This is a genomic window from Photobacterium makurazakiensis (genome assembly GCF_050336715.1).
GTDB lineage: Bacteria > Pseudomonadota > Gammaproteobacteria > Enterobacterales > Vibrionaceae > Photobacterium > Photobacterium makurazakiensis.
Window position 1 is genome coordinate 1 of the sequence record NZ_JAKJSJ010000023.1, and the last position, 26,245, is coordinate 26,245.

The 26,245-nt window shown below is 40.6% G+C and carries 23 protein-coding genes and 1 pseudogene; 18 read left to right on the forward strand and 6 right to left on the reverse strand.

What is annotated here, in order from left to right:
* Window positions 1-92 precede the first annotated feature (92 nt).
* From L4D09_RS11375 to L4D09_RS11405, 7 genes are all read left to right on the forward strand, one after another.
* On the forward strand, window positions 93-572 hold the full coding sequence (locus tag L4D09_RS11375; protein ID WP_428457633.1) for a hypothetical protein: 480 nt from the start codon (window positions 93-95) through the stop codon (window positions 570-572).
* A 14-nt stretch (window positions 573-586) separates the two neighbouring features.
* On the forward strand, window positions 587-1,513 hold the full coding sequence (locus tag L4D09_RS11380; RefSeq protein ID WP_428457634.1) for a tripartite tricarboxylate transporter substrate binding protein: 927 nt from the start codon (window positions 587-589) through the stop codon (window positions 1,511-1,513).
* Between the two features lie 72 nt (window positions 1,514-1,585).
* Entirely contained in the window at window positions 1,586-2,038 is a 453-nt protein-coding gene (locus L4D09_RS11385; RefSeq protein WP_428457635.1) for a tripartite tricarboxylate transporter TctB family protein, read from the forward strand.
* 9 nt (window positions 2,039-2,047) lie between these two features.
* Window positions 2,048-3,544: a tripartite tricarboxylate transporter permease gene (locus L4D09_RS11390; protein ID WP_428457636.1), complete on the forward strand. Its 1,497-nt coding sequence runs from the start codon at window positions 2,048-2,050 to the stop codon at window positions 3,542-3,544.
* A 366-nt stretch (window positions 3,545-3,910) separates the two neighbouring features.
* Window positions 3,911-4,987: a DUF3179 domain-containing (seleno)protein gene (locus tag L4D09_RS11395; RefSeq protein ID WP_428457637.1), complete on the forward strand. Its 1,077-nt coding sequence runs from the start codon at window positions 3,911-3,913 to the stop codon at window positions 4,985-4,987.
* Entirely contained in the window at window positions 4,984-5,148 is a 165-nt protein-coding gene (locus tag L4D09_RS11400; RefSeq protein WP_428457638.1) for a hypothetical protein, read from the forward strand. Before L4D09_RS11395 ends, L4D09_RS11400 begins: the two co-directional genes overlap by 4 nt.
* A gap of 279 nt (window positions 5,149-5,427) precedes the next feature.
* Window positions 5,428-6,267 carry a LysR family transcriptional regulator gene (locus L4D09_RS11405; RefSeq protein WP_428457639.1) on the forward strand — a complete coding sequence of 280 codons (840 nt, stop codon included), beginning with the start codon at window positions 5,428-5,430 and terminating at the stop codon, window positions 6,265-6,267.
* 40 nt (window positions 6,268-6,307) lie between these two features.
* Here the strand turns inward: L4D09_RS11405 and L4D09_RS11410 are convergent, their stop codons facing one another.
* A complete protein-coding gene (locus L4D09_RS11410; RefSeq protein WP_428457640.1) occupies window positions 6,308-7,219 on the reverse strand; it encodes a LysR family transcriptional regulator in 912 nt (303 codons plus the stop codon).
* Window positions 7,220-7,395: 176 nt separating this feature from the next.
* On the opposite strand from L4D09_RS11410, the gene L4D09_RS11415 reads away from it, so the two are divergent.
* The 3 genes from L4D09_RS11415 to L4D09_RS11425 are packed head-to-tail and all read left to right on the forward strand — an operon-like array spanning window position 7,396 to window position 12,012.
* The gene (locus L4D09_RS11415; protein ID WP_428457641.1) at window positions 7,396-9,174 is read left to right on the forward strand and encodes a sodium:solute symporter family transporter; all 1,779 of its coding nucleotides are present in this window, start codon (window positions 7,396-7,398) and stop codon (window positions 9,172-9,174) included.
* Window positions 9,175-9,233: 59 nt separating this feature from the next.
* Entirely contained in the window at window positions 9,234-9,785 is a 552-nt protein-coding gene (locus L4D09_RS11420; RefSeq protein WP_428457642.1) for an acyltransferase, read from the forward strand.
* Between the two features lies 1 nt (window position 9,786).
* The gene (locus tag L4D09_RS11425) at window positions 9,787-12,012 is read left to right on the forward strand and encodes a heparinase II/III domain-containing protein (RefSeq protein ID WP_428457643.1); all 2,226 of its coding nucleotides are present in this window, start codon (window positions 9,787-9,789) and stop codon (window positions 12,010-12,012) included.
* 112 nt (window positions 12,013-12,124) lie between these two features.
* On the opposite strand, the gene L4D09_RS11430 is transcribed toward L4D09_RS11425, so the two are convergent.
* From L4D09_RS11430 to L4D09_RS11450, 5 genes are read right to left on the reverse strand one after another with little or no spacing between them, the layout of a single operon-like run.
* A complete protein-coding gene (locus L4D09_RS11430) occupies window positions 12,125-13,153 on the reverse strand; it encodes an ABC transporter ATP-binding protein (RefSeq protein WP_428457644.1) in 1,029 nt (342 codons plus the stop codon).
* Window positions 13,154-13,165: 12 nt separating this feature from the next.
* The gene (locus L4D09_RS11435) at window positions 13,166-15,292 is read right to left on the reverse strand and encodes an ABC transporter permease (RefSeq protein ID WP_428457645.1); all 2,127 of its coding nucleotides are present in this window, start codon (window positions 15,290-15,292) and stop codon (window positions 13,166-13,168) included.
* Window positions 15,293-15,342: 50 nt separating this feature from the next.
* Window positions 15,343-16,365, reverse strand: a complete 1,023-nt coding sequence (locus tag L4D09_RS11440) for an ABC transporter substrate-binding protein (protein ID WP_428457646.1) — start codon at window positions 16,363-16,365, stop codon at window positions 15,343-15,345.
* A gap of 26 nt (window positions 16,366-16,391) precedes the next feature.
* Window positions 16,392-17,348 (reverse strand): PI-PLC domain-containing protein, encoded by a 957-nt coding sequence (locus L4D09_RS11445; protein WP_428457647.1) that lies wholly within the window; start codon window positions 17,346-17,348, stop codon window positions 16,392-16,394.
* 33 nt (window positions 17,349-17,381) lie between these two features.
* The gene (locus tag L4D09_RS11450) at window positions 17,382-18,311 is read right to left on the reverse strand and encodes a phosphatidylinositol-specific phospholipase C/glycerophosphodiester phosphodiesterase family protein (protein WP_428457648.1); all 930 of its coding nucleotides are present in this window, start codon (window positions 18,309-18,311) and stop codon (window positions 17,382-17,384) included.
* Window positions 18,312-18,559: 248 nt separating this feature from the next.
* On the opposite strand from L4D09_RS11450, the gene L4D09_RS11455 reads away from it, so the two are divergent.
* The 8 genes and pseudogenes from L4D09_RS11455 (at window position 18,560) to ugpC (ending at window position 26,116) form a co-directional block, all read left to right on the forward strand.
* On the forward strand, window positions 18,560-19,573 hold the full coding sequence (locus L4D09_RS11455; RefSeq protein ID WP_428457649.1) for a LacI family DNA-binding transcriptional regulator: 1,014 nt from the start codon (window positions 18,560-18,562) through the stop codon (window positions 19,571-19,573).
* A 158-nt stretch (window positions 19,574-19,731) separates the two neighbouring features.
* The gene (locus L4D09_RS11460; RefSeq protein ID WP_428457714.1) at window positions 19,732-20,010 is read left to right on the forward strand and encodes a TOBE domain-containing protein; all 279 of its coding nucleotides are present in this window, start codon (window positions 19,732-19,734) and stop codon (window positions 20,008-20,010) included.
* A gap of 211 nt (window positions 20,011-20,221) precedes the next feature.
* Window positions 20,222-20,427, forward strand: a pseudogene (locus L4D09_RS11465) (hypothetical protein); the annotation flags it as partial.
* Window positions 20,428-20,928: 501 nt separating this feature from the next.
* On the forward strand, window positions 20,929-21,525 hold the full coding sequence (locus L4D09_RS11470) for a hypothetical protein (protein WP_428457650.1): 597 nt from the start codon (window positions 20,929-20,931) through the stop codon (window positions 21,523-21,525).
* A 353-nt stretch (window positions 21,526-21,878) separates the two neighbouring features.
* Window positions 21,879-23,171: an extracellular solute-binding protein gene (locus tag L4D09_RS11475; RefSeq protein WP_428457651.1), complete on the forward strand. Its 1,293-nt coding sequence runs from the start codon at window positions 21,879-21,881 to the stop codon at window positions 23,169-23,171.
* A 69-nt stretch (window positions 23,172-23,240) separates the two neighbouring features.
* Window positions 23,241-24,122: an ABC transporter permease subunit gene (locus tag L4D09_RS11480; RefSeq protein WP_428457652.1), complete on the forward strand. Its 882-nt coding sequence runs from the start codon at window positions 23,241-23,243 to the stop codon at window positions 24,120-24,122.
* A gap of 9 nt (window positions 24,123-24,131) precedes the next feature.
* Complete coding sequence (ugpE, locus tag L4D09_RS11485; protein ID WP_428457653.1) at window positions 24,132-24,974, forward strand: sn-glycerol-3-phosphate ABC transporter permease UgpE; 843 nt, start codon at window positions 24,132-24,134, stop codon at window positions 24,972-24,974.
* A gap of 47 nt (window positions 24,975-25,021) precedes the next feature.
* The gene (gene ugpC / locus L4D09_RS11490; protein ID WP_428457654.1) at window positions 25,022-26,116 is read left to right on the forward strand and encodes a sn-glycerol-3-phosphate ABC transporter ATP-binding protein UgpC; all 1,095 of its coding nucleotides are present in this window, start codon (window positions 25,022-25,024) and stop codon (window positions 26,114-26,116) included.
* Window positions 26,117-26,245 lie beyond the last annotated feature (129 nt).

Genomic DNA, 26,245 nt, shown 5'->3' on the forward strand with positions numbered 1-26,245 from the left:
ATATATCCTTTTACCCGAACACCCTTTGATTGGTATATAATAATACAATACCTTAACCTTATATTATTGAGTCAAAGGATTGGAATATTAGGATGAATACTCAAAAGGATATTGTCTTAGATGCAATTGAAATAGTTAGACCATCGATAGAGCGTTTATTTACACGTACTAATCGACAAGAACTCCATATCGTAGTGATGAACCCTCAAGTTAAGCCTTGGGAATCGAACTTCGAAGAAGCAATATTGGTTGAAACGTCTATTGGTGAGCCTGATGCATGGACGATCCCCTTCGATCAACTCGCTAGAAAAAAAGCACAACAAGCTTGGCGAGATTCTCAAGCGAATATATCCCACCAAACCATTCACCCAAGCTCTCTTCATGATGATGATGTGCTTTATTACGGCTCTTTTGTTTACGGCAATATCGTTGTCGCCTGTAGCGGCGTTCAACAATGGTACGACATGTTAATCAGCGGTTGGATTGCACTTGCAATAGAGCAACTTACGATGAATGACTACCAAACTACAAAAATAAATAACCCTACTCAAACTTACCGATTTGAAAAATAATAAGGTCTAAAGCTATGAATAAATTCTTAAAAGCAGCAATGGTAACCGCAGGCGTACTTGTTTCAGCCTCTGCAATCTCAGCAGATTACCCAAGTAAAAACATTCGCTTAGTTGTTCCATTTGGTGCTGGCGGCGGTACTGATGCTGTTGGTCGAACATTGGCTAATAGTGCAAAAGATGTATTAGGCCAAAATATTGCTGTCATGAACCGTACAGGTGGCGCAGGCGCTGTTGGAATGAGCTTTGGTGCCCAACAACGTGCAGATGGTTATACACTAACGGTAGTTACTCGTGAGATTGCTTCTCTTCCTCAAATGGGGTTAATGAGACACGATGCTGATGACTTTAAGCTGATTCGGATGGTAAACCTTGACCCTGCAGTTGTCCTCGTTGCCGCTGACAGCCCATACAACACAATTAATGATTTAATCGAAGAAGCGAAACGTGAGCCAGGTAAAGTTAAATTTGCTTCGACAGCTGCTCCTAACTTCTATTTGATGGCATTAGAAAAAGACCAAGGCATTAAACTCAATGCGATTCCTTATAACGGTGCTTCTGAAGCGATTCCTGCGGTTTTAGGCAATCATACTGATGTCACTATGGTTACACCTGGCGAATCCATTGCTCAATTACGTTCAGGTCAATTAAAAGCACTTGGTGTAATGTCTGACGAACGCATCTCTTTCATTAAAGATGTTCCAACCTTAAAAGAGCAAGGTATTAATGTTGTAACAGGTACATGGCGTGGTATTGGGGCACCGAAAAACACACCAGATGAAGTCATTGAAAGACTTGGCAAAGCATTTGATACAGCAATGGCGAGTGAAGAGTTTAAATCATTCATGGAAACAGGTGCGATGACTATCCATAACCTGAATGCTGAAGACTTTACTAAGTTCGTTTATGAAGATACACAAGCACTTGGCACTTTAATTAAGTAGTCACCGCCCTAGAGCCAACAATCGTTTGTTGGCTCTATTCTTATTACCACGTTCAACATAAGGATGGATTCTATGCTGAATAGAAACTTTCTTTTCCCGTCCCTTATTATTTTCTTAAGTGCGGCTGCATTATTTATTATAAGCCAATTTGACAAACCGATGTTTCAAGATGCCAGTGTCGATGCTCGGTTTTTCCCCATGGTTGTTGTTATTGCACAAATCATCATCTGCGGAGTATTACTTGTTCAACACAAAATGAAAATGAACAAACAAGCACTCGAAGCTGAAGACTCTCTTTTTTCTAAACTATCTGTTTTTGGTGTCATTTTTCTCATTGGTTACGCACTACTCATTCATTTTATTGGCTATCTTTTTGCAAGTCTTATCGCCTTCACCTCATACCTTATTTACTTCAACGTTAAGAAGCCACTTTATTATGTCGTTGCTGCCGTTTTTGTTTTTTCTGTTTACTACCTATTCGGTGAAGTGTTCTTAATTGCACTTCCTGAAGGCATTATTTTTTAAGAGGCCGTTATGCTAGAACATTTAATGACAGGTCTTTTTACGGCCTTTAGCCCAACCGTTTTTCCAGTCTTGGTTTTCGGGGTACTTGGCGGAATTATTCTCGGTGCCTTACCTGGCTTAACCGCAACAATGGGGGTCGCTATTTTGCTCCCCTTCACCTTTGGTATGGAACCAACGGCTGCACTCGTAATGCTAATTGGCGTCTACATCGGTGGCATCTATGGTGGCTCGATTGCGGCAATATTACTTAAAACACCCGGTACGCCAGCCTCTGCGGCAACAGTGCTTGATGGCCACACGTTAGCCGTAAAAGGGCAAGCCGCAAGAGCACTCAGTATATCTGCCGTTGCTTCTTTTGTGGGCGGTTTAATCAGTACCATAGTATTAATCGCGATTGCGCCTTTACTGGCTGATTTTGCACTCAAGTTTAATGCGCCAGAATATTTTGCCTTGGCACTCTTTGGCTTAACCATTATTGCCAGCGTCTCTTCAAAAAACATCTTAAAAGGCTTACTTGCCGGGACTATCGGGCTACTGATATCGACCGTCGGACTTGATCCTATTAGCAGCGTACCGCGCTTTACCTTCGATGTAATGGACCTCTATAGCGGTATTAACGTTATACCCGTATTGATTGGCTTATTTGCTATATCAGAAGGCCTTAATCAATTAGAAAAACTACATGCACAGAAGAAAAGTGCACCACCGAAATTTGACCATAAGCTATTGAGCAAAACTGACTTAAAAGCAATGCTACCAACGGCTGTTAAGAGTGGTTTAATGGGGACAACCATTGGTTCTGTACCCGGTGCTGGCGCTGATATTTCTGCGTTCGTATGCTACAACGAGGCAAAACGTTCCGCAAAAAATCCCGACGAGTTTGGTAAAGGGTCTGTGCATGGTTTAGCCGCAGCAGAAGCCGGTAATAATGGTGTGACAGGAGGATCGCTAGTTCCCCTATTAACGCTTGGTGTCCCAGGAGATGCTGTTGCCGCTGTTTTGCTTGGTGCATTGATTGTGCAAGGGTTAACCCCTGGCCCACTGCTATTTAGCCAAAACCCTGAAGTCGTTTATGGCGTATTTAGCTCAATGCTTGTTGCTAACATTATCATGCTAATTATCGGCTTAGTCGGCATTCGCTTTTTCTGTCGCATCATTGAAGTACCAAAGATCATTATGATCCCAATTATCATTTTCCTCTCGGTGATTGGCGCCTATGCAATTAATAATTCTATGTTCGATGTTGGTATTGCTATCTCATTTGGTTTACTCGGTTTTGTATTGAATAAGATAGAGATCCCTTCCTCACCAATATTGCTCGCTATTATTCTCGGGCCAATGGCAGAAACGAACTTGAGGAAGTCTCTCTTGATGTATGAAGGAAGTTGGTCATTTTTATACGAAAGGCCAATCGCACTGGCATTTATTGTACTTGCTGTCTTCTCTGTATATTCAACGATGAAGATGAAAAAGAAACAAGCTAAGAGCAACGTCGTACACCAATAACTTTATAGCGTCCTATCTCATGGCTTGGGTTAGCGTATAGCCCAAGCCATGCTGACTTAAATCTACCAAGAGTTATAATCGCCCCCCCCAGACATTGACATAAAGAATACCCTTCCCCACAAAACATCACCTCAAGTTATGTATTAACCATAGCTAGCCTTATGTATCCCCCAGCCCTCAAGTGTTCAAATACCAACCATAAAGACACAGCCACTTACCCTACAGAATTAAAGTGACAAACAACCAAGGTGTCTTTGAATAACAAACGGTGTAGCTCATTGGGATCGCAGCTCATGCGCTAGCTACTTACTCGCAAGTGTCCTTTAACCCGGATTGGTTAAATGTAAGCACTCATAGGATATCAGTATGAAGATTCTCTTTAATTTATATGCCTTTACGCTCGCAATCATTGCCATCTTCTGTGTTGTGCTAATGACAGAGCCTGGTCAGGTTATCGGTGTACCAAGAAACTGGTTACTTCACTACTACCGCTATATGCCATTGTTTTGGACTATCCAAATCATCGCATTAATTACGCTTTGGATTGCTAACTATCGCGGTAAATTCTGGAAACCAATCTGGCTAGGACTTGCTTCTATGGGGGTTGGCATAACCTTTTGGGCACAGTCTTTTGCGATGCCGACGGCATTCCCGACAGAGCAGCTGAACGCTAAATATTATTCCGTAAAGGATGCTGACATGTTGATTCCAGAAGAAGATTCACGCGTTTATGTCACTGAAATCAATGGTGAGGTTCGAATCTTCCCTCGCTACCACCTTCAGGTACCTCATGTTGCTGGTTGGGAATCTGAAGGCATTGGTTATGCGATAACATACTGTGGTCTATCTAATCTCCCGATGGTCGTAGAGACTGATTATGGCCTAGGAAACTCTGACCTACAGGTACTTGGCCAAGTACATAACAACCTTATTTTTAAAGATGTAAAAAATGGCACTGCTATCCAACAAATTACCATGCAATCAGAGTTTACTGATCATTCGACCACGGTTCACCCAAACACGCAAATGGATTGGGAGAAAGCGAAAGGTATGTATCCAGATGCCAAGGTATACATCTATGGAATGGAAAGGATAATAGACAATATTTTACTTGGGTTGTTTGAAAAACCCTTGCAAGATCAGCGTGATATTAATAACCCTAATTTTATGTTCGATACGTTAAACCTTATAGATTCACGACTTAATCCTAAAATAGAGGTTTTCGGTTACGACAATGGCAAACAACAAATCGCAATTGACCCTGACTTTGCTCGTGCTAATGACGGCTTTGAATTTCAACTAAACGATGATGTATTAACGATTTCTACCGATGGTGATGTGGTAAGGCTTTTAAACGCTGTAGGTGAACAAGTCTCGACCCATAACGGTATACATTTCGGTATTTGGTCTCAATTTTTCCCTGGCACAAAGGTACTAAAATGAAACATTTAATCATTGCTTTAATGTGTACATTGGTTGTGTCTATGACCGATATTGACCAGCCATACGAACGTTTGATGATAAGACAGCACCATCAACAAGCCGACGCACCAGCGTTAATCAAAGATGACGTTTCACAATTCATTAAACAGGTTCAATATTAGTTACTCGAAATGGTCTCTAAGTACATCATTCACAAATAAATGGCTGATAGGTTAAGAGTAATGTCTACCTATTAGTCATTATTCTTTATCACTGTTCTAAAATCATGACCAAATCCCCCTCTACTGCGCAAAAACCTACCCGCCTTTCTCCACTGGTTGCTCAAAAACTAAGCTGGCAGATTAATTTAGACAAAAATCTCAGGCACTAAAATCCTATTGCGAACTAGAATTAATGGGATTCAGACAACGTTAAAAATACGTGGTTAATGAGGTACAACTGTGGATCTGAATTTACTAACAACCTTTTTGAGTGTCTATAAACACACTTCCATTACTGTTGCCGCTGAAGAATTAGATTTATCTCAGCCAGCGGTGAGCGCAGCCTTAAAGAGGCTCGAAAATTTTGTTGGAAAGCCCCTCTTTGTTCGAGATGGACGAGGGATCGCACCGACAGGCGCCGCAGTTGCGTTAGCAAATAAGATTGAGTTGCCGCTTACTGTATTAGAAACCATTGGTACGCAACAAGAGTCTCTTACTGTCTATTGCAGTGAAATGGTATTGCACCTAGTCAGCCATATAGAAGGAATTAAGCTAAGTGAAACGCCATTAGAGGAAAAAGCCATCTTTGATGACCTCTACACGCAAAAGGTCGATCTAGTTATCGATGTCATGTCTAGTAGGCAACATTCGCTTATTGTGGAAGAATTCCACCAAGAAGAACCGACATGTTTAACACGGTTAGATCATCCCAGAATCCATGCTCAAATGACAAAAGAAGAATATTTCGCAGAAGAACACATCGCGGTAAAATTCACTCGAAACAATACCAATACCATCAACAATCTCGCTGAAAAGCCTGTTGAGCCGCGTAAAGTAAAGATTGAAACGGGCTCTCTATCTAGTATGTTAATTCTTTCTTCTGTCAGCGATTATATCGCTTCTTCTCCTCGTTCAATTGCAGAGAAGTTAGCGCCAAAACTCAACCTTCGAGTTCATCATTACCCTTTTAAAATGAAGCCCGTAAGATTGTTCATGATCTATCATCGACGTTATGCAAATGACCCTTTCCACACAGCAAAACGACAGATTTTAAAGACCGCGATTACTCAAAAAAGCTAAACCACTAAACCAGTGTTTAAAGTAAGTACTCTCAATAACATCATGATAGAAGCATATCTTGAATGCTAGGGGCATGTTCTTTACATGTCTTCACCAAATCGAGAAGTTGGGCGTTAGAGCCAGTGCGTTTGTAGTAAATATATAATGGCAAAATTAAATTAATTTCGTTGATCGGAATACAAACACAGTTTTCCTGCGCGATAAACTTAATGCACTCTGGCGCAATTGAAATACCAAGCCCTGAAGATACTGAAGTGACTAGGTTTCTCATATTATCAGGATGAAAAGTGATATTAGGAGAGAAGCCACTTTCTTGAAATAAATGCAAAATATGTTCATACATCTCTGTCCATTCCGCACGGCGGAAGAGAATAAACTTCTCATCACGTAACTCACTAATACTTAGACTTTTTTCACTTGATAGCGGGTGATGTTTCGGTACGATTGCCACCAGCCTATCAATATAAATTTCTTCAACATTAAATAGATTTCCATCAAGCTTGGGTTGACGCCGAGAAAAGGCAATATCTATTTTGTTTTCAATTAGCGCTTCATATTGTTCTTGAGCTGTCATTTCATGCAAAGTAGTCAGTACATTGGTATGAGACGCACTAAAACTATTAATTAACTTTGGCATGAAAAATGAGCTTGCCGTCGCTAAATAACCAATATTAATTTGATACTCACTACTATCATTTGATTGACGAATAAGATCTTTAACCCTCTTATCATTTGATATTATTTTTAATGCTTCAGGCAACAAGGAGTCACCGGCTTTAGTCAGCTCAACTTGGTGTGTCGTCCGTAAAAATAACTTCACACCAAGCTCACTTTCAAGATCAGACACATGCCTAGAGACTGTCGGTTGTACAGTATGGAGCTCTCTGGCTGCCGCCGAGAAATTTTTTATCTTTGCTACAGTCACAAACGTTTTGAGTGTTTTTATGTCCATTCACTTTGCTTATTCATCATTTGTATTATTGTTATACATTAATATTATTTCCACTGATATGTAAGCATCTTTATAGTGAAACGTGCATCAAGTCTCAAGCATTCGTATGCATCCCGCCAACAAGAACAAAAGGGAGAGATCTTGCTTACTTGCCCTATTACTACAGGAACATACACATGGATATAGATATTATTGTTGTATTGGTTTACTTCACCTTTCTCATGAGCTTAGGCTGGGTATTCCGCTCTGCAGCAGCCAATACAAGTGATTATTTCCGAGGGGGCGGCCGAATGCTCTGGTGGATGGTTGGCTCAAGTGCTTTTATGATGGCACTAAGCGCAATGACCTTCACAGGTCTTATGGGGAAAGCGTTAACCAGTGGTATGTCCGTCGCAGTTGTCTTCTTCGCAAACGCATTAGGCTACTTTTGTAATTATCTTTTCTTTGCTGCGAAAGCTCGTCAAATGCGGGTGATCAGTCCTTTACAGGGAGTAAGGCTACGCCTTGGTAAAACCAATGAGCAAGTATTCACTTGGGCAAATGTACCGCTTAGTGTCTTACAAGCCGCGATTTGGCTTAATGGCTTGGCTGTCTTTACAAGTGCCGTTATTGGGGTACCACTTGAACAAACAATTATTGGTGCAGGTTTAGTCGTATTATTCATGTCACTAGTCGGCGGTAGCTGGGCTGTTATTGCTTCTGATTTCATGCAGATGATCATCATTACCGTGATGACATTTGTTGCTGCTATGGTCGCAATTTGGAAGTCAGGTGGTGTTGGTAACTTATTAGAAGTCGGTCTTCCAACTCAACAACTTATTGGTGATGGTTATAGCTACACTTACCTTTTTGTTGGCTGGTTTATCTGTATTTTTGTTAAACAGTTCTTTAGTACCAACAACATGGTCGATTCCTACCGATTCATTGCATCAAAAGATACTAAAAACGCACGTAAAGCGGCGCTACTAGCTTGTTCATTAATGATCATTGGTCCACTAACTTGGTTCCTTCCGGCATGGTTCGTTGCGGGAAATTATCCAGATATCACAACTTGGGGACTTGATGGCCTAGGTAATAATATTGCAGATGCTACCTACTACATTTTTGTAAAACGTGAAATGCCAGTTGGTATGGTCGGCTTAATGCTAGCTGCAATGTTTGCAGCAACAATGTCATCGATGGATTCAGCCCTAAACCGTAATGCTGGTATCATTCTTAAAAGTGTCTATGAACCTTACTTCTGTAAAGATTTCTCTGAAAAACACCTAATGCTAGCAAGTAAAATACTAACGGCGGTATTTGGTGTGATCATCATCGTGACAGGTTTATTCTTAACATCGTTGAAAGAGTTTGGCTTATTTGACCTAATGATGCTTGTAGGCACATTAGTTGGCTTCCCTGTTCTTATCCCTTCAATCCTGTGCTTCTTTATACGTAAAACGCCTGACTGGGCTGGTTGGGGTACAATCCTCGTTGGTATGTGTGTATCTGCAATCATCGCATTTGGTATAACACCGCAGGCAATTGAAACACTCTTTAACCTTGAAACTCCAATCTCTGCTCGTGAGTTCTCGGAAATGAAATCGGTAACAATGGGTGTTATTGGACACATGTCTATCACACTACCGTTCTTTGTACTTTCTCAATTCTTTTATAAAGAACCATCGCCAGAACGTGCCGCTGAAATTAATACATTCTTCAACAACGTCGATACTGAAGTTGTCGTGGAAGACTCTGAAGCAAGCATTGCAATGGATAACAAACAGCACGATATGCTTGGAAAAATGCTACTTACCGCTTCGGTTTTCTTATCGATGCTAGCGTTTGTTCCTAATCCATTATGGGGCAAGGCACTGTTCCTTATTGTCGCGGGTATTGTAGGACTCATCGGATTCATACTCCTGCGAACAATTAAAACGGCACCGCAACTAGAAGTTGCAACATCAAACACTTAATCAAATAAATATATCAGTATGAGAGGTAGGAACGTTGTTCCTACCTCTTTGGGGAAGACATGTCAGTACAACAACGATTTGGTGGTGAACTCAGTGATGAAGAATTTCGAAAATTCACCCTCTACACCACCCAAAGTAATAATTTCGAAGATGACAATGCAAGAGCAAAAATCATCGGCTTCAACAACTCTGGGGTAAGAGTTGCACCAGGCGCCATTGTGAGAATTGGTGACAACCAAATTGGTGAAAACTCGTATGTTGGTCTCTATAGCTATATCAACGGTGATGTATCTATTGGTCTGAATGTCTTGATTGGTCCACACGTCTCGATCGTAGCATCCAACCACTTATACGATCCGCAAACCGACCATTTCAGTGCTCGCAGTAACCTTCAAAAAGGAAAAGTAAACATTGAGGATGGTGTTTGGTTAACGTCTGGCGTCGTCATTACGCCCGGTGTCACCGTCGGTAAATGTGCATTAGTTTGCGCCAATTCTGTGGTCACACAAACCGTGGAACCTTATTCCATTGTGGCTGGTACACCAGCGAAAGAAATTGGAAAAATTGATCCTAAAAGTGGCAAGTATCACTGGTATAAAGAGGAGGTTTAGCATGTTATCTTTAGACCGACACCACGATTTTCAAGTTTTTGTATCCCCGAAAAACCAACAACCATCGGCGGTTAATCCACCGCGCTTTAATTGGCCTCAGGAAAAATACGAGTACACATACTCTATCGATCTTGAGCATGTTGAAAAACAACTTCAATGGCGTTGGGTTAACGTATCCTCTCCTTTCCAGCTCCCATTTTTATTATCAAGCGGTGAATATCGCTGGCGAGTTACCGATATAAATAATCAAGTCTCGGAATGGCTAACTTTCAGTGTTTCTGATGATACAGAAAACTATTTACCGCCTACAGCTCAAGAGTTATTTGAACTTTGTCATGGCAAAGATCAATTCTTAATGTATTTTGACGAGGACATAAGCAAAGTATGCAACGCCTCTCAAGCCACTTTAAGCAAGCTACAGAATACAGCGGCCTTAGCTGATATCAATGCTATCACCTACCCAACTCATTACCGCCGTGGAGCAGAAGAAGGTAAACGTACTGCGATTGCAAATGTACGAAATTGGATCGACCGAGATTTAATGGCATTAACCCTTCTTTATAAAATTTGGGGTGAAGAAGAAAGTGGCCATCAAGCTATCGCATTGTTACTTCGTTTAGCTGAATGGAGCCCTGAAGGCCCTGCCTCGTTATTACGTCCTTGCACATGGGGTGACGAAGTTGGACTTTCATTATCAAGAAACCTCTATTTAGCCTACCACTGGCTATCTCCTTTATTAACTGATAGCGAAAAAGATTTCATTCGACCGATGCTAATTCGAATTGCCTACCAAATGGAAGAGCGGTTAGAACAAGACATGTTCAAACAATACCCTGGGCATTCCCATACATCACGCCTTCCGGCTTATCTTGGGGTGGCGGCTTTAGCACTTCATAAAGAATTTGACCACGGCGTCTGTACACGTTGGTTAGAATACTCGCTAATGATATACCAGAGCGTACTTCCATTTTATGGTGGTGAAGATGGAAGTTGGGCTGAGGGGGCTTTTTATTCGTCATCTTACAGCAAGTGGCAGCACCCTTTCTTCCTTACTGTAGAGCGCATTAGCGGGTTTTCGTTTTACAATCACCCTTTCTACAAAAACTATCATCAGTTTGCGATGGACTTCGTCGCCAGTGATGAAGATATTCATCCATTTGGTGACGGTTTTTGGTGTAAGCGGGATAACAGCGTTGAATGGCCAGGTTTCTTTGCTCAGAACCCTTTACGCATATATGCAGACCGTTTCGGTAACAAAATTTCACGCGATATGTGTAAAGCATTAGAAGTAAATATTGATACCTACGAGCTACATTTGCTGGATGTAATTCCAACCATAAAACAAATTGAATGCTTAAATAACCCACAAGCGACTACTACCAGTAATGAAACGGCTGCAGATAACCTTTATAGCAAGCTCTATAACTTTGCTGGCTTCGGCAATGTGAAATGGAAAGAGTCATCATTGTATTTTAGGGCCAGCCAATTTGGTAATAGCTCACACCGACATGCTGACCAAGGTAACATCGCACTGATTGACTCAGGCGACAATGTACTCACGCCAAGTGGCAGCTATGGCTACCGGTTTGGTAGTGGTCACCACAGCGAATGGACTAGAACAACGAAAGCACATAACTTACCCTTAATAGGTGGTATTGGGCAGATCCTAGATGACGAGTCAGCAACGGCCAATGTTATCAGAAGTCAGTCAGGCAATAATTGGTATCTCGCGCAATTGGATCTTAGCAAAACATACACGGATGTAGTCAGTTTCATTCGCACCATCGTCTTCGTCGCTGATAAAGGACTAATGGTATGCGACAAGATCCAGCTTGAAGAAGCTAAGCCTGTACAGTGGCGACTTCACTCACCCTTGGCTGCAGAGAAATCAAGCAATCATATATCGCTTACAGGCTCTAAAAATACTTATACAATAGGTTTAGCAAATCATAAAAACGTATCCCCTACTTTAGCCTTCGGCTATGAAAATGACCCTTCTCACAGTGAAGTCGTTATATCTGATGCAAGTGAAGATATAAATCACATTGAATGGGAACTACCGAAAAGCAAAGAGCATTTAATCATAGGCTGTTGTGAGAAAAGCCCGCTGCAATTTACCACTGAAGATAATAGATTCCTCAACGTCGTTGTAGGGGAAGAGAGCATTGTGATCGATTCACTCGCTAAGCACGCAATTAAGTGTGCACAATACGAATTAACACTTTAGAATAATATCCATAATAAAAACCACCTAAATATTACTTAGGTGGTTTTTCAATGATAGGTAAATAGCAAGTCAAGCATTAAACGTTAAGGCTCAAAAGAGGTTATTAGCTGCATTAAGCAACAAGAATAACGCTTTCAGGCGCAATATTTAATTTAACTATATCATCCGCACATTTACGTACTTCATTAGCAGGGCGAGAGATCAATATCTCACCAAAAGACGTTTCAACCTCATATTCAACACGACTACCTAAATAGGTCGCACTGCATATTTTGCCATCGACACCTTTCGTATGATCATCTAAAAAGCTAATCAGTTCTGGACGGATTGAAACAGTTGCCATACCCAAATGCTCAGTTAACAATTTGAGTTTCCATTGACCAGCCTTGAAAAAACCATTATCAACTTTGCCTGTAATTAAGTTTGCATCACCGATAAAGTCGGCAACAAAACGAGAACTAGGCTCTGTGTACAATTCTTCTGGTGTGCCTACCTGTTCTATAATACCGTTTTTCATCACAACGACTTTATCCGAAACAGCTAAAGCTTCTTCTTGATCATGGGTAACATACACGGCTGTTATGCCAAATCTCTGCTGTAATTGACGAATTTCATTACGTACTTTTCGGCGAAGCTTTGCATCAACATTCGATAATGGTTCATCAAACAGTAAGACATCAGGCTGCTGAACAATTGCCCTTGCAACGGCAACTCGTTGCTGCTGACCACCAGATAGTTCTGATGGGTAGCGATCAGAAAGGCCATCTAGCCCAATCAATGACAGTACTTCATGAGCGCGAACAACTGCATCTGATTTTTTCTCGCCACGCGTGACAGGGCCGTACACCACATTATCCAATACTGTCATATGTGGGAAAAGCGCATATGACTGGAAAACCATGCCGACATTTCTATCTGAAGCGGCTAACTGGCTAACATCTTGGCCATCAATTTTTACGACACCACTAGAAGGTAATTCTAAGCCCGCAATTAATCGTAACGTGGTCGTTTTTCCACAGCCCGATGGGCCAAGAAAAGTCACTAATTCTCCGCGATTAATCGTCAGATCAATACCATTAACAGCAACCGACTTACCGAACTGCTTCTTAACACTTTTTAACTCTATTGCTATTTCTTTCATTTTCTATAAACCCTAGTTTGTCTGCGGCTGCGTTAATTGTTGAGACCGTTTTGCCCTTAACGAGCGACGCCCTAGGCCTTTTGTTATTAATGCTATGACCACAATCATGATCAACATCAGTACTGCGGAGTAAGTAATTGCAAGTGCATACTCACCATTTTCAACGCGCCCCATAATGTAAGCTGTTGCCATATTATGACGAGCACTCACAAGGAAAATAACAGCAGAGACGGCTGTCATCGCAGTAACAAATGCATATGTCACCGCCGTGAAAATTGCCGGTTTAATCAATGGCAATACCACTCGGTGCAGCGTGGAAAAACTACCCGCTCCCATCGTTTGACTCGCTTCTTCCATCGATTTATCAATCTGCGATAGAGCAGCAACGCCAGCTCTCATACCTACAGGCATGTTCCTAAAGGCAAAACAGATAATCAATATAATCAATGTGCCAGTAATATCGACAGGCGGCACATTGAATGCAGCCACATATGAGACACCAACAACCGTACCGGGAATAGCGAAACTTAGCATGGTCATAAATTCAAACTGACGGCTACCGCGGAAAGACTGCCGTGTTACTAACCAAGCCGTTAATATCCCCAAAACAGCGGTAACGGGTGCAGCAAGCGCTGAAACCCAAAGCGTTGTTTTCAGTGAATTCCATGCCGAACCATAAAGTTGAATCCCATCACTTGTTATGTCGAATGCAAAAGCAGTACTTAAATGCGCTGTCGAAGGCGTAAGATCCCAGCGTCCGATGTCTTGCACAACCCCACCGATCATCACAATGGCATAAATAACTACCGTTAAAACAATGAACGGAACAACAATACTACTCGCACCTCGCTGAACACTCTTCGGTAACGGGGCGATAACACCAGCATCGGATTTTCCGGTTACCGTGACGTAACTCTTTGAACCCAACCAACGATTTTGAAGCCAAAATGCTAATAACGTTAAGCTAAGCAGAATTAACGATAATACTGCGGCATTTGATAAGTCATACCTTGCACCAACAACGGCGAAAAATATCTTGGTCGAAAGTACTTCATAGTTACCACCTAGCACAATTGGGTTACCGAAATCAGCGAGGCTTTCAATAAACGCAAGCAGAAATGCAGCCGCAATACCCGGCTTCAACAAAGGCAGTGTTACCTTATAAAAGCTTTGTAGTGGACTGGCACCCATTGTTTGCGAAGCTTCCTCTAAACTAGGATTAACCGCCTCAAGTGCACCTTGTATAACCAAAAAAGTGACAGGCGTAAATGCTAATACCTGAGCCATCAAGACACCCGGCAAGCCGTAAAGCCATCGCGATGGGCGAACATCAAACAAATCAGCAACAAAGCCTGTTATTAAGCCACTTCGACCAAATAGCACGATAATCGCGACACCGACAACAAAAGGTGGAGTAATGATTGGTAAAATAGAGAGTCCGCGTAATAAGCGCTTATATTTGAAATTTGACCTAACAAAGAGAAGCGCCAATGCTAACCCTAGTAATGTCGATAATGAGGCTGCCAATACCGCGAGCAAAAGTGAGTTTATAACAACTCCACATCGGCCATTACTGTAAGTACAATCGAGTTGCCACAGCTCTTTTGAAGTAATACTTGGCCATAAATGGGATACCGCCCACTGCCCATCAGGCAGAATAAAGGCTGTAAGAATCAGCTTCGTTATTGGATAAAAAACAAATGTAACCAATAGCAATGAAATAAATACAACCGAGGCGCAGGCAAAGCGATCACCCTTACATAGGCCTCTGCTTGCCAGTATGTTTGATAGCAAACCAAAAGCAGCAACAATATAGCCAAACCCACCTAGCCCAAGTCCAACTTGCCCTTCAGATGCCGCGGGGAAAAGTGCGACTAACCAATGAGTTGACGATCCGTTTAATGGAATCGCAAATGCTTGCCCAACAACCACGCTAATGCCAGCCAGAGTCACATAGAGCACACTGTTGGAATCAAATCCCCTCTTCATTTGAATTAAACCAAATGTAAGGCATGTCGTAATGACCGCTAGCCATAGCCAACTAAAGCCATCAATAGCCTGAAAAAGAGCCCCGTTTAACCATGGAGATAAAGACTCCGATGACTTATACCAAGGCAATGCCACAATCGATAGCAGCATAAAAAAGAGCCAGCCGTAGCCAGCCCTTTGAGATTTAAGCATCGTTAGCATTAGCGTAATGACCCAACTTCATCATCCCAACGTTTCAACAGGCGTGTACGCTCATCAGAAGAGCCGTAACGTTCAAAGTCATAATCAATAAGCTTAATATCCGCTAGCTTAGGGGCTTCAGGTGGCGTCATCGCAAGCTTATTAGATGGTACTTGATATGAGTTCGCTTTAATTGCGAGGCTTTGTGCATCAGCTGTTAGTGCCCAGTCATACCACATTTTTGCCGTATCAGGGTTTGGACCGCCTTTAATGATACTCATTGAACCAATTTCGTACCCTGTACCTTCACACGGAGATACAGTGACAATTGGTGCACCTTGAGCGGCTTGTGCAACTGCGTCATGCATAAACACAATACCAACCGCTGTTTCACCAGTGCCTGCTGCTCGTATTGGTGCACTGCCTGATTGAGTATATTGATTAATATTTCCGTTTAGCTTTTTAAGGTAGTCAAAAGCCTCATCTTCACCAAACAGTTGAACCATTGTCGCTAGCATGGTGTAAGCCGTACCTGATGAGTTCGGGTTAGCGACTTGAACATCATCATTAAAATCAGAATCAAGCAAGTCTGCCCAACACTGCGGTTGATTATTCCTAACTAAATCACTGTTATAGCCAAACCCTAATCCACCAGCGTAAATACCAACAGTATGGTAATCAGACGCTTTGGCTTGTCTTACTGCCCAATCTTGTAGCTCATCAAGCTTACTCGACTTATATTGCGCAGTGATTCCTTCTTGTGCAGCTTGAAGGTGCGGATCACCCGTTCCACCCCACCAAATATCACCACGAGGCTGCCCACCTTCTGCCCGTATTTGAGCATACGTTTCGCCAGACGAACGACGAGTCATTAATACATTCACACCTGTTTCACGCTGGAATGATTCCGCCATAACGCGACACCAGTTTTCGTCAGATGAGCAATATACAACGAGTTCATTATTTGAAGTAGAAGCCGTAGCCGAATACATAGGTAGAAGGCTCGCTGCCAATGTACCCAACATTAGAATATTATTTTTCATGCTATTTCCACTTAATTAGTAATTTATTATTTGTTTTTATGCCAGTCATAATGCTCAGACCAATCTAATGTTGGAGTAAAGTATTCAGTATTATTCACTTTCATCCAGCTATTAAAATTGTCAAGATTAAATAATCTTGGGCGAACAAAATCCACACCTGCATTATTCAATTCAGACCAAATTTTATCATCAACCTCGTCTTCACCTTCGGGTGTATAATAAAAACGAACTTTCTGATTATTGCTATGGGCTAATTCAGTTATTCGCTCTAACTCTTGTAAAGCTTCAGCAGGCCACTCTCCCTTACCAAAGAAGTTGCCAAACTCTTCCCGATTAAAATAACTAAAATTAGAGGTAACTAATGGCATTAATGTTGAATTTTCTTCAACACCAAGATGATTATCTATGCTGCCATCAAGAAATGCATACCTGTCATTAGTACTTTCAAGCTCATTATGAAGTTGGTCTGTTTTACCAGATAGAATAACAGTAACAGGTCCCATGAAGACCTCTCCATTTTTATAATGGGAGAATACGTCAGGGTGTTTTTCCAGCATTGCTTCTATTTCTTGCCAAGTTTCATAAGGCTGTGAACTTCCTCGTACCTCAACAATCAATGCGAAGGAATGATCCCAGTCTTCATAAAACTTTCCATTATTATTTTCAATATGATTAACTAACGGTTTAATTAATTCATACTCAAATGACATGTCATACATGGTGTGCCACTCTTCGCGGCCCATAGTGACATATTTATAGTCTTCATCATTGTAATAGACATGAACTTCAGCACTACCAGATTTGAAATTAACGATTTGTTCAAATGGTGTTTCAGGCACTTCATCTAGGTAAGTTAACCGAACATTATTACTCGCAACAACATCAGATTCTTGTTCAACTTCATTATTATTAGAACTGCTATTACATGCTGCCAAAGATAGCACTAGAAATGGTAGTCCAGCTGCCTTAATTAATTTTTTCAAAATAAACCCTTATTTTATCGATAATATTTTTAATTAGTACATTGAGTACCAGGCATCATGGTCTAACCAATCAACACTCGGCTTTGACGGGTGTGGGTCATTTTCAAGTAACCAATCGTGTAATGCTTGTTGATGATCAGTATTAATAAAATCTACATCTGCATTAATCAATTCACGCCATATATGCTCATTTATATCATCACGTCCTTCAGGCGTAGCCCAGAAGCGGATCTTCTGATGGTTAGCATGTGCGATGTCTGTAATGCGGCTTAGTTCATCTAACGCTTCTTGAGGCCACTCACCTTTACCAAAGAAATTACCAAACTTATCGTTATTAAAGTAATTAAAGTTATTACTAATCAATGGCATTAGTGTCGCATCATACCCCTCTTCTAAGTCACCCATACGACCATCTACAAATGAGTAACGAAGGTTAGCATCACTCATTTCATTAATTGGACGATCACCTGAAATAATGGCTGTTACAGGCCCTTGATGAACTTCTCCATCTTCATAACGAGTAAATACATCAGGGTATTGCTCTAAGACTTCTTCAACGGCTAACCAAGTACTTAATCCTTCAGTTTTAATGTCAACAAGCAATACAACCGAGTAATCCCAATTATCAAAAAACTGATAACCATTATTTCTTACATGCTCTACGATAGGCTGAATATACATTTCATCGAAAGACCACTCTAAAGCCGTTTCCCACTCATCATGAGCTATCAAAACTTCATCATAACCATCACGCCAAAAGACATCAGCCTCAAAGCTACCAAACCCTAAATTTAGTGCACCATAAAAAGGGTCTTCTAAATGGTAATCATTATGAGAGTGTGAACGAACAGTTTGTTGAGAAGCTGGAAGCTCTTTCCCGCCCTCATCATTATCACTGCTATTACATGCTGCTAGCGAAAGTACAGCCGCTAATAAACCAGCAAGCTTTATTGACTTGTGCATATAAACCTCAAGATTAATTAAATTATCAAATGTGCACAGCTGTGCACAAAAACTGATGTAATAATCACAGTTATTTATTTCAGTTTAATGACCAAAATTTTAAATTAAAAAAGTTCAATACTTAATAACCCAACAGATAATAAGACTAGAAGTATATTTACACTTACACCAATAAATACATTCTTATTAATGTCATAAAACATAAATACAATGCTAATATTATTGTAGTTATTAACATTGATATATTTATGGATAGTAAAGTTAAACCGCCGTCATCTAATGATGTTGCTAAGTTAGCAGGGGTTTCACGTACAGCAGTTTCACGAACATTTTCTAATAATGGCTATGTTTCAACAAAAACTCGAGAAAAAGTGCACAAAGCGGCAAAGTCACTAGGCTATCGTGTTAACTACCTTGCAAAAGGTTTAACTCATTTACGGTCAAATTTGGTTGGTTTAGTCATGGCTGATATTGATAGTCCCTACCGCAGTCAACAAATTAAATCCTTAAGTGAAAAACTATTAGATAATGACTTTCACCCCATCTTAGTACCTACTAGCTCTGACAGAGATAGCTCTTCTGTCATCGAACTATTAATGAGATATAACGTGGGTGGGGTAATCATTACATCAGATACCCCACCAGATAGTATTTATTACGAATGTGTCGCGCATCAAATTCCTGTCGTTTTAATCAATAAAGCTGAACAAAACTATAAATCTGACCGTGTTGAATGTAATAATCAGCAAGGTATTGAATTTATTGCTGAAACTCTTACAAAGCTTGGTTGCTCACAAGTCGCTGTCATTAGCACGCACTCAAACTCTTACAGTATCAGTGAACGTACACATCGATTTTTAACCTATGCAAAGAAAATCGGACTTAAAACCAACACGATTTATGTCGATCATCATACTTACGAAATGGGGAATATTGCAGGTAACTTACTTCTTGAAACAGGTACTCTTCCTAATGGGATATTCTGCACAAATGATCTATTAGCTATTGGAGTACAAGATAGTCTCAAACAATCTTTAACATCAGATGAACTCGATGCCATTCCAATTATTGGATTTGATGATATACCTCAGGCTAATTGGTCAGGAAATAACATATCTACCGTTAGGCAATCAACCGAAATTATGGCTCGCTATGTCACTGATATGCTGAAAAAAAGACAAGAAAATCCAGATATCCCGCCGCAATCAACAATGTTTGATGTCGAACTGGTCTTACGTGGAAGCCTTGCTGATAAACCTTAACCTTATTAAGCCTCAGGTGAAAATATTTGTTGAGATTATTTAATCTCAACCTTCCCTCACAAAATAAATTTCGTTGTTATTAATGTAAGTAAATAAATGTCATCTAAAATTACTGTAAAAATAGTACTTTTAGAAAAATAAATCTAATTACGCTGGGGATTCGACCTGAACATGCCACATTAACACCGGAACCTGACATGCTCTCGATTGGAATTGATATACAGGTTGTCGAACCTCTAGGCCCAAATCAATTGGTGCAGGGTAATTTGGGTGAGCAACGGTTTATTGCTGTTACACCAGAACAGCACTTTGATATCGGAACAACACTGGTATTACACATTAAAAAACCAAACCTACACCTATTTGACACTTACGGAAGCATATTGATCGTCATGTTTCTGTTCAATCAGAAACTAGAATCTGTGCCGTTTAATTGACCATGTACGATTCGCTTTAACGGCACTATTTCTGCGTTACAGATCCTAAGCAATCTCGAGTCGAGAGGTTTAGGATCTGCCGCTATTCTTTAGAAAAACAGTGTGTTTAAACACTTAACCAAAAAGTAATCACTATGGTTTTATCCTCGCGTCAGAAAGATATCCTAACGTATTTAAATGACATTTATAGCGTGCTTTCTAGCGCGATGGCGAAAGCGGTAACTTAGGTCAGTACATCTATGTTAATCCTAACCGCGATTTTATCGGTGTCGTTTTCTCAACCAATCCATACCACTCCGGTTACGGTGAATTCAAAGCCCCTACCCTAATCGTACTGCCGTGAAACTTCTTACAGACAAATCATACTACTCACTATTAATACCTAAAACTGCTTCAGGGACGAAGCAAGCTTCGTGAATAAAATAAATCACACACTCATGCGTTTATACCCATGACATCGGTAATCTCGACTCTGCGATATGGCAAGTTTCACTTCGGTATCCACTCTGTAATAATCTCTGTTTAGCTGATCTTTATAAACCACTGTTATCTAAAATTTCAACGCGACATTCTTACTTGTATTAAAATTGTTAAATCTTGTATATATCAAAACAACTATTATGCTAAATAGAGACCTTAAACAACCTCAACCCCATGAAATATACCTTTATAAACATAAAGTTAATCTAAATTCCACCACTAGAATCACAAGATAATTGATGAATAAATTTGCAATTTACGTCTTTTCTAATAAGTTTAATATAGAACAATATTTAATCGACATATAAGTAAAAATAAAATAAATTTATTATTGATATTTTCAGGATGATTAATTTAGTTATTCTAAGTGAAGTGTAAGTAATACTACAGGTCATATTTTTATCATATTAAAATGCATATAGCATCAGGGATGAGTATATGAAGAAATTAAGTCATGTTGCTAATGATGGTAATATAACTATATTTAACGTTAATTCAATTTTGTTATTACTTTCCTGTGGTTTTATTTCGCTTTTTCCACCGATCTCATATGCAAATGGACTTGAGCTAAAGTTTGGTGGTTGGAGCCACCATGGTAAATCTTTTTCAACCGATGATTATGATTATTCTGAGGTTCATAATGGTATCGGAATAGAGTATTTTTTTGGAGGTAAAAATTGGAAGCCAGTGATTGGCGTTTGGACAATGGAAGATTCATTTAAAGAACGCTTATTCCAAGTTGGAGTGGGCTATCGCTATAGACCTGACTTTCTCGGTGGCCGTATTAGCGCCCAATTGATGCTGGCTTATGAGCGCAGAGGTGAACGTGTAGTATCACTGAATACAGGTGATACAAAAGAAATTCATATAACAAACCAACTTCAAGTCATCCCATATTTGCACTTTGTGCTTATCCCCTCAATCGGAGCCGCAGTAGACTTTACTTACGTGCCCAGGCTGAGTGAAACGGATGTAGAAACCTTTTTTATTCGTTTCAGTATTTCACCTCAAGCGGTAAGGAAAACGTTTTTGTAGATATAAAAATTCAGTTCTATTTATCTCCAATTACCTCCAAACAAGTTGAGACCATTTAACTTAATTTTTCACCTATATATTAAACGGTGAGTATAATTAAAATGAAGATATTCTACTATATGGAAATATAAACACCCCCTAACAGCCACCAATTTTATGTGATTTTTAGAATTATCAACCTAATAAGTATTTATTTTTATAATTAAAATAAATTAAATATTAAACTCCACAAATCATTCACCAAATATAAATAAATACAAAACCAAACTGTCACAACCCTCATTGAATATAGCTTCAAACGAAAGCTATATAAATTCGTACGAAAGATAAAATTCATATTTAAGGGATATAACATGAACAAACTATGGGTAGCAGGAGTTCTTTCTGCGGCGATGTCTTCAGCAGCAGTAGCCCAAACAGAAATTACTTGGTGGCACGCTATGGGCGGCCAGTTAGGCGAAACTGTCAATGAAATGGCCACTGACTTTAATGCTTCTCAAGACAAATACAAAATTACGCCTGTCTATAAAGGTTCGTACGTTGAAACATTAACGGCAGGTATTGCTGCTTTCCGAGCAAATGAAGCCCCAAACATTCTTCAAGTTGCAGATGTCGGTGCAGCAACCATTATTAATGCCCCAGGTGTAGCAAAACCCGTTGCAGATATCATGGTTAATTCTGGCTATGAGTTTAATTCACAAGACTACATTGCAGGTGTACGTAACTTTTATGCCGATAGCGATGGAAAAATGATTGGTATGCCATTTAACAGTTCAACACCAGTGCTGTATTACAACAAAGATCTCCTTGATAAAGCAGGCGTTAATCCACCAAGAACTTATGAAGAAATGGAAGTCGTCGCAGCCAAGTTGAAAGAAGCGGGACACGCCAGCTTCTCACAATCCCTGACGCCATGGATCATGTTTGAAAACTTTAAATCTCGCCACAATTTGCAGCTAGCCGATAAAAATAATGGCTATGATGGCCCAGCGTCAGAAATCTACTTTAATACTGAAGATATGCGTATGCACTTCAATAAGATGAGTGAATGGTCTGATAAGGGTTACTACAAGTACTACGGTAGTGATTGGGATGCAAACCAAACCCCATTTGAGCGTCAAGATGTTGCAATGTGGATGGGTTCATCTGGCTCTTTCGGTGGCCTGCGTAACCGTGTTCCATTCGAGTTAGGAACAACGTATTTACCTTACTGGGAGTCAATCAACGCCGAAGCTGGACGTACTTTCATCGGTGGTGCAGCTCTTTTTGCTCTTAGCGGCCATGCCGCTGAACAAGACAAAGGGGTTGCTGCTTTCTTCAAGTTCTTGACTCAGCCTGAGACCCAAATGGCTTGGCATAAAACAACTGGCTACGTTGCTGTTACGAAAGCCGCTTACGAGCTAACGAAAGAGTCTGGTTACTATAAAGAGTCGCCTGATGCAGAAGTTGGTATCAAGCAATTAAGTCTGCCTGGTGGTGAATGGGCTCGCGGCTACCGTCTTGGTTTCTACCCTCAAATTCAGGAAGTGATGCACCGTGAATTTGACAACATCTTCTCTGGTCGCTCAAGCGTCGAAGATAGCTTTAAGAAAGTAGAGCAAGAAAGTAAGGTTCTATTGAACCGCTTTGCCCGCACTGTGAAGTAATCGCATTAATTACAAACTGGCTATCGGACTTACCGCTAGCCAGTTTTTTGAACTTAGTTAGGAATTACCGTGGAACGTCGTCAACAGTTTTCCAATTCAGGTTTACCTTATCTGTTTCTGGCTCCTCAAATATTGATTATTGCCGTTTTCTTTATTTACCCAGCAGCACATGCCGTTTATTTAAGCTTTATGCTGGAAGACCCTTGGGGGATCTCATCGACATTTGTCTGGTTTGAAAACTACCAAATGATTTTCAGCTCAAGTGAATATATAAAATCAACATTATTTACGTTGGGCTTCGCATTCATCGTTTCTTTTTTATCGTTATCGATCGCACTGTTATTGGCTGTAAAAGCCAACAACATTCTTCGTGGTCAAGGTGCCTATAAAATAACACTCACTTGGGTTTATGCTGTCGCACCAGCAATCGCGGGTATTGCTGGAGGGTTCTTATTTAACCCTCACTTTGGCACCCTAACGGCAATGTTTTCAAATTTGGGTTGGAACTTTTCATATATTACGAATCCTTTTGATGCGACAGTCGCATTAATTATCGTCTCTGTTTGGAAACAAATTTCGGTTAACTTCGTCTACTTCTTAGCAGGATTACAATCTATTTCTTGGGCAGTAAGAGAAGCAGCACTGCTCGATTGTGTTAGTGATAGTCGGCGTTTCTGGACGATTACTTTCCCACTGCTAGCCCCTACAGGCTTCTTTTTACTCGTTATTAACTTGACGTATGCCTTCTTCGATACCTTCGGCATTATCGACACAATGACGAGTGGTGGCCCTGGCGGTTCAACCACATCGTTAGTCTTTAAAGTTTATCGCGATGGCTTTATCGGTGCCGATCTCGGAGGAAGCTCAGCACAATCCGTTATCTTGCTATTGCTTGTTTTGGCCCTAACTTGGGTCCAATTCAAAGTGCTTGAAAAACGCGTTCACTACTAAGGGCATAAAATGAAAAGTAATAAACTGACCGATCATCTCATTTTGATTGCAGGCGCCCTATTTATGATCGCGCCAATTTGGTTGATTTTTGCCAGCTCAACCCATGATCCAAACACCATTATTGCAGAGGGTTTACAGTGGTTACCTGGTGGTAACTTACGCGAAGTCTACCATGAGGCTTGGACAAACAGCATTGGCTTTTCTAACGATGTTAACGCACGAACCATGATCACCAATTCAATGATCATGGGGCTTGGCTTTGCTATTGGAAAGATTGCGATATCTATCTTAGCCGCATATGCCCTCGTTTATTTCCGATTACCGTATGCGACAGCTTGGTTCTGGCTGATATTCGTTACCCTACTTCTTCCTTTAGAAGTACGTATTGTTCCATCTTACGAAGTCGTCGCAAAATTAGGGATGCTAAACAGTTACTCAGGGTTGATTATTCCGTTAATTGCCTCAGCGACTGCAACGTTTTTCTTTCGCCAATTCTTTAAAACCATCCCTGATGAACTATTAGAAGCGGCTCAACTCGACAATGCAGGTCCAATTCGATTTCTAATCGATATCCTGATCCCGCTTTCTAAAACCATGATGGCTGCAATATTCATTATCATGTTTGTCGTAGGTTGGAACCAATACTTATGGCCAATAATGATGACGACAGACGAGAGCTACAACACCATAGTCATGGGGATCAAACAGATTATGGCCAATATCTCAGACTCCTCATTACCACGTTATGACTACGCATTTGCCATGGTTATTCTTGCCATGCTGCCGCCGATATTGGTCGTTATTGTGTTTCAACGTTGGTTCGTTAAAGGCCTTGTTGAGTCTGAGAAATAATCTAAACATTACAGGTGGCTGATTAAGATCAGCGCAGGAAAAATATTATGTTAAAAATAGAAAAACTCGTAAAAACCTATGAAAACGGCCATCAAGCAGTTAAAGGTGTTTCATTAGACATTCAACAAGGCGAGTTTATTGTACTTGTTGGCCCATCGGGCTGCGGGAAATCTTCCGTTCTCCGTTCGATCGCAGGACTAGAATCGCTCACCAGCGGTGAAATTCATCTATCTGGCCGCCGTGTGGATCAAATGAAGCCAGCATTACGTGATATTGCCATGGTATTCCAAAATTATGCGCTTTATCCCCATATGAGTGTATATAACAACCTTGCCTACGGATTAAAAAACCGAGGTGTTGATCAAGCAACAATCGAGAAAAAAATTCAGCAAGTGGCTAAAGTCCTTAAAATTGAAGAATACCTTGATCGCAAACCATCCAAATTATCCGGTGGCCAGCGACAACGTGTTGCGATGGGGCGAGCGATTGTACGCGACCCAGAACTATTCTTATTTGATGAGCCTTTATCGAATCTTGATGCTTCACTCCGCGCTCACATGCGTTTGGAAATAAAGAAGTTGCAACGAGAACTTGGTGTAACCAGTGTTTATGTTACCCATGACCAAGTTGAAGCAATGACATTAGCAGATCGAATTGTGGTACTAAACCAGGGTGAGATCGAACAAATAGGCACACCTTCTGAAGTATATCACCAACCCGCAAGTCAGTTTGTGGCCAGCTTTATTGGTAGCCCTGCTATGAATTTCATTGCTGCGGAAATGCGTCATGGCTCGTTAAGTGTTAATGATACTCTGCTTACACTTCCTGAGTATCAACATTTACCTGATGGTCCGATTACACTGGGCATTCGACCTGAACATGCCGTATTAGCACCTGAACCGAACATGCTCTCTATTGGCATTGAGATACAAGTTGTCGAGCCATTAGGCCCGAATCAATTGGTTCACGGTAATTTAGGTAAGCAACGTTTTATTGCTGTGACACCAGAACAACACTTTGAGATCGGTACAAATCTGCCGTTATACGTCGAAAAATCAAACCTACACCTATTTGATACTCACGGTAAGCGTATTGAGCGTAATGTTTCTGCCGACTTAGAAGCGGAAGTTCATGCTGCTTAATTAGCATGGTCTGCTCACTTTAACGCCACTTTTTATACGTTTCAGATCCTAAACAACTTCTAATCGATAGATTTAGGGTCTGTAGCTTTTCTTCTATAAAAACAATATGTTTAAACACTTAGCAGTAAA

Bases quoted from the DNA above. Each gene is read 5' to 3' on its own strand.
- L4D09_RS11375 (WP_428457633.1), top strand. From the start codon at position 93: ATGAATACTCAAAAGGATATTGTCTTAGATGCAATTGAAATAGTTAGA.
- L4D09_RS11380 (WP_428457634.1), top strand. From the start codon at position 587: ATGAATAAATTCTTAAAAGCAGCAATGGTAACCGCAGGCGTACTTGTT.
- L4D09_RS11385 (WP_428457635.1), top strand. From the start codon at position 1,586: ATGCTGAATAGAAACTTTCTTTTCCCGTCCCTTATTATTTTCTTAAGT.
- L4D09_RS11390 (WP_428457636.1), top strand. From the start codon at position 2,048: ATGCTAGAACATTTAATGACAGGTCTTTTTACGGCCTTTAGCCCAACC.
- L4D09_RS11395 (WP_428457637.1), top strand. From the start codon at position 3,911: ATGAAGATTCTCTTTAATTTATATGCCTTTACGCTCGCAATCATTGCC.
- L4D09_RS11400 (WP_428457638.1), top strand. From the start codon at position 4,984: ATGAAACATTTAATCATTGCTTTAATGTGTACATTGGTTGTGTCTATG.
- L4D09_RS11410 (WP_428457640.1), bottom strand. From the start codon at position 7,219: ATGGACATAAAAACACTCAAAACGTTTGTGACTGTAGCAAAGATAAAA.
- L4D09_RS11415 (WP_428457641.1), top strand. From the start codon at position 7,396: ATGGATATAGATATTATTGTTGTATTGGTTTACTTCACCTTTCTCATG.
- L4D09_RS11420 (WP_428457642.1), top strand. From the start codon at position 9,234: ATGTCAGTACAACAACGATTTGGTGGTGAACTCAGTGATGAAGAATTT.
- L4D09_RS11425 (WP_428457643.1), top strand. From the start codon at position 9,787: ATGTTATCTTTAGACCGACACCACGATTTTCAAGTTTTTGTATCCCCG.
- L4D09_RS11430 (WP_428457644.1), bottom strand. From the start codon at position 13,153: ATGAAAGAAATAGCAATAGAGTTAAAAAGTGTTAAGAAGCAGTTCGGT.
- L4D09_RS11435 (WP_428457645.1), bottom strand. From the start codon at position 15,292: ATGCTGCTATCGATTGTGGCATTGCCTTGGTATAAGTCATCGGAGTCT.
- L4D09_RS11440 (WP_428457646.1), bottom strand. From the start codon at position 16,365: ATGAAAAATAATATTCTAATGTTGGGTACATTGGCAGCGAGCCTTCTA.
- L4D09_RS11450 (WP_428457648.1), bottom strand. From the start codon at position 18,311: ATGCACAAGTCAATAAAGCTTGCTGGTTTATTAGCGGCTGTACTTTCG.
- L4D09_RS11455 (WP_428457649.1), top strand. From the start codon at position 18,560: ATGGATAGTAAAGTTAAACCGCCGTCATCTAATGATGTTGCTAAGTTA.
- L4D09_RS11470 (WP_428457650.1), top strand. From the start codon at position 20,929: ATGAAGAAATTAAGTCATGTTGCTAATGATGGTAATATAACTATATTT.
- L4D09_RS11475 (WP_428457651.1), top strand. From the start codon at position 21,879: ATGAACAAACTATGGGTAGCAGGAGTTCTTTCTGCGGCGATGTCTTCA.
- ugpE (WP_428457653.1), top strand. From the start codon at position 24,132: ATGAAAAGTAATAAACTGACCGATCATCTCATTTTGATTGCAGGCGCC.
- ugpC (WP_428457654.1), top strand. From the start codon at position 25,022: ATGTTAAAAATAGAAAAACTCGTAAAAACCTATGAAAACGGCCATCAA.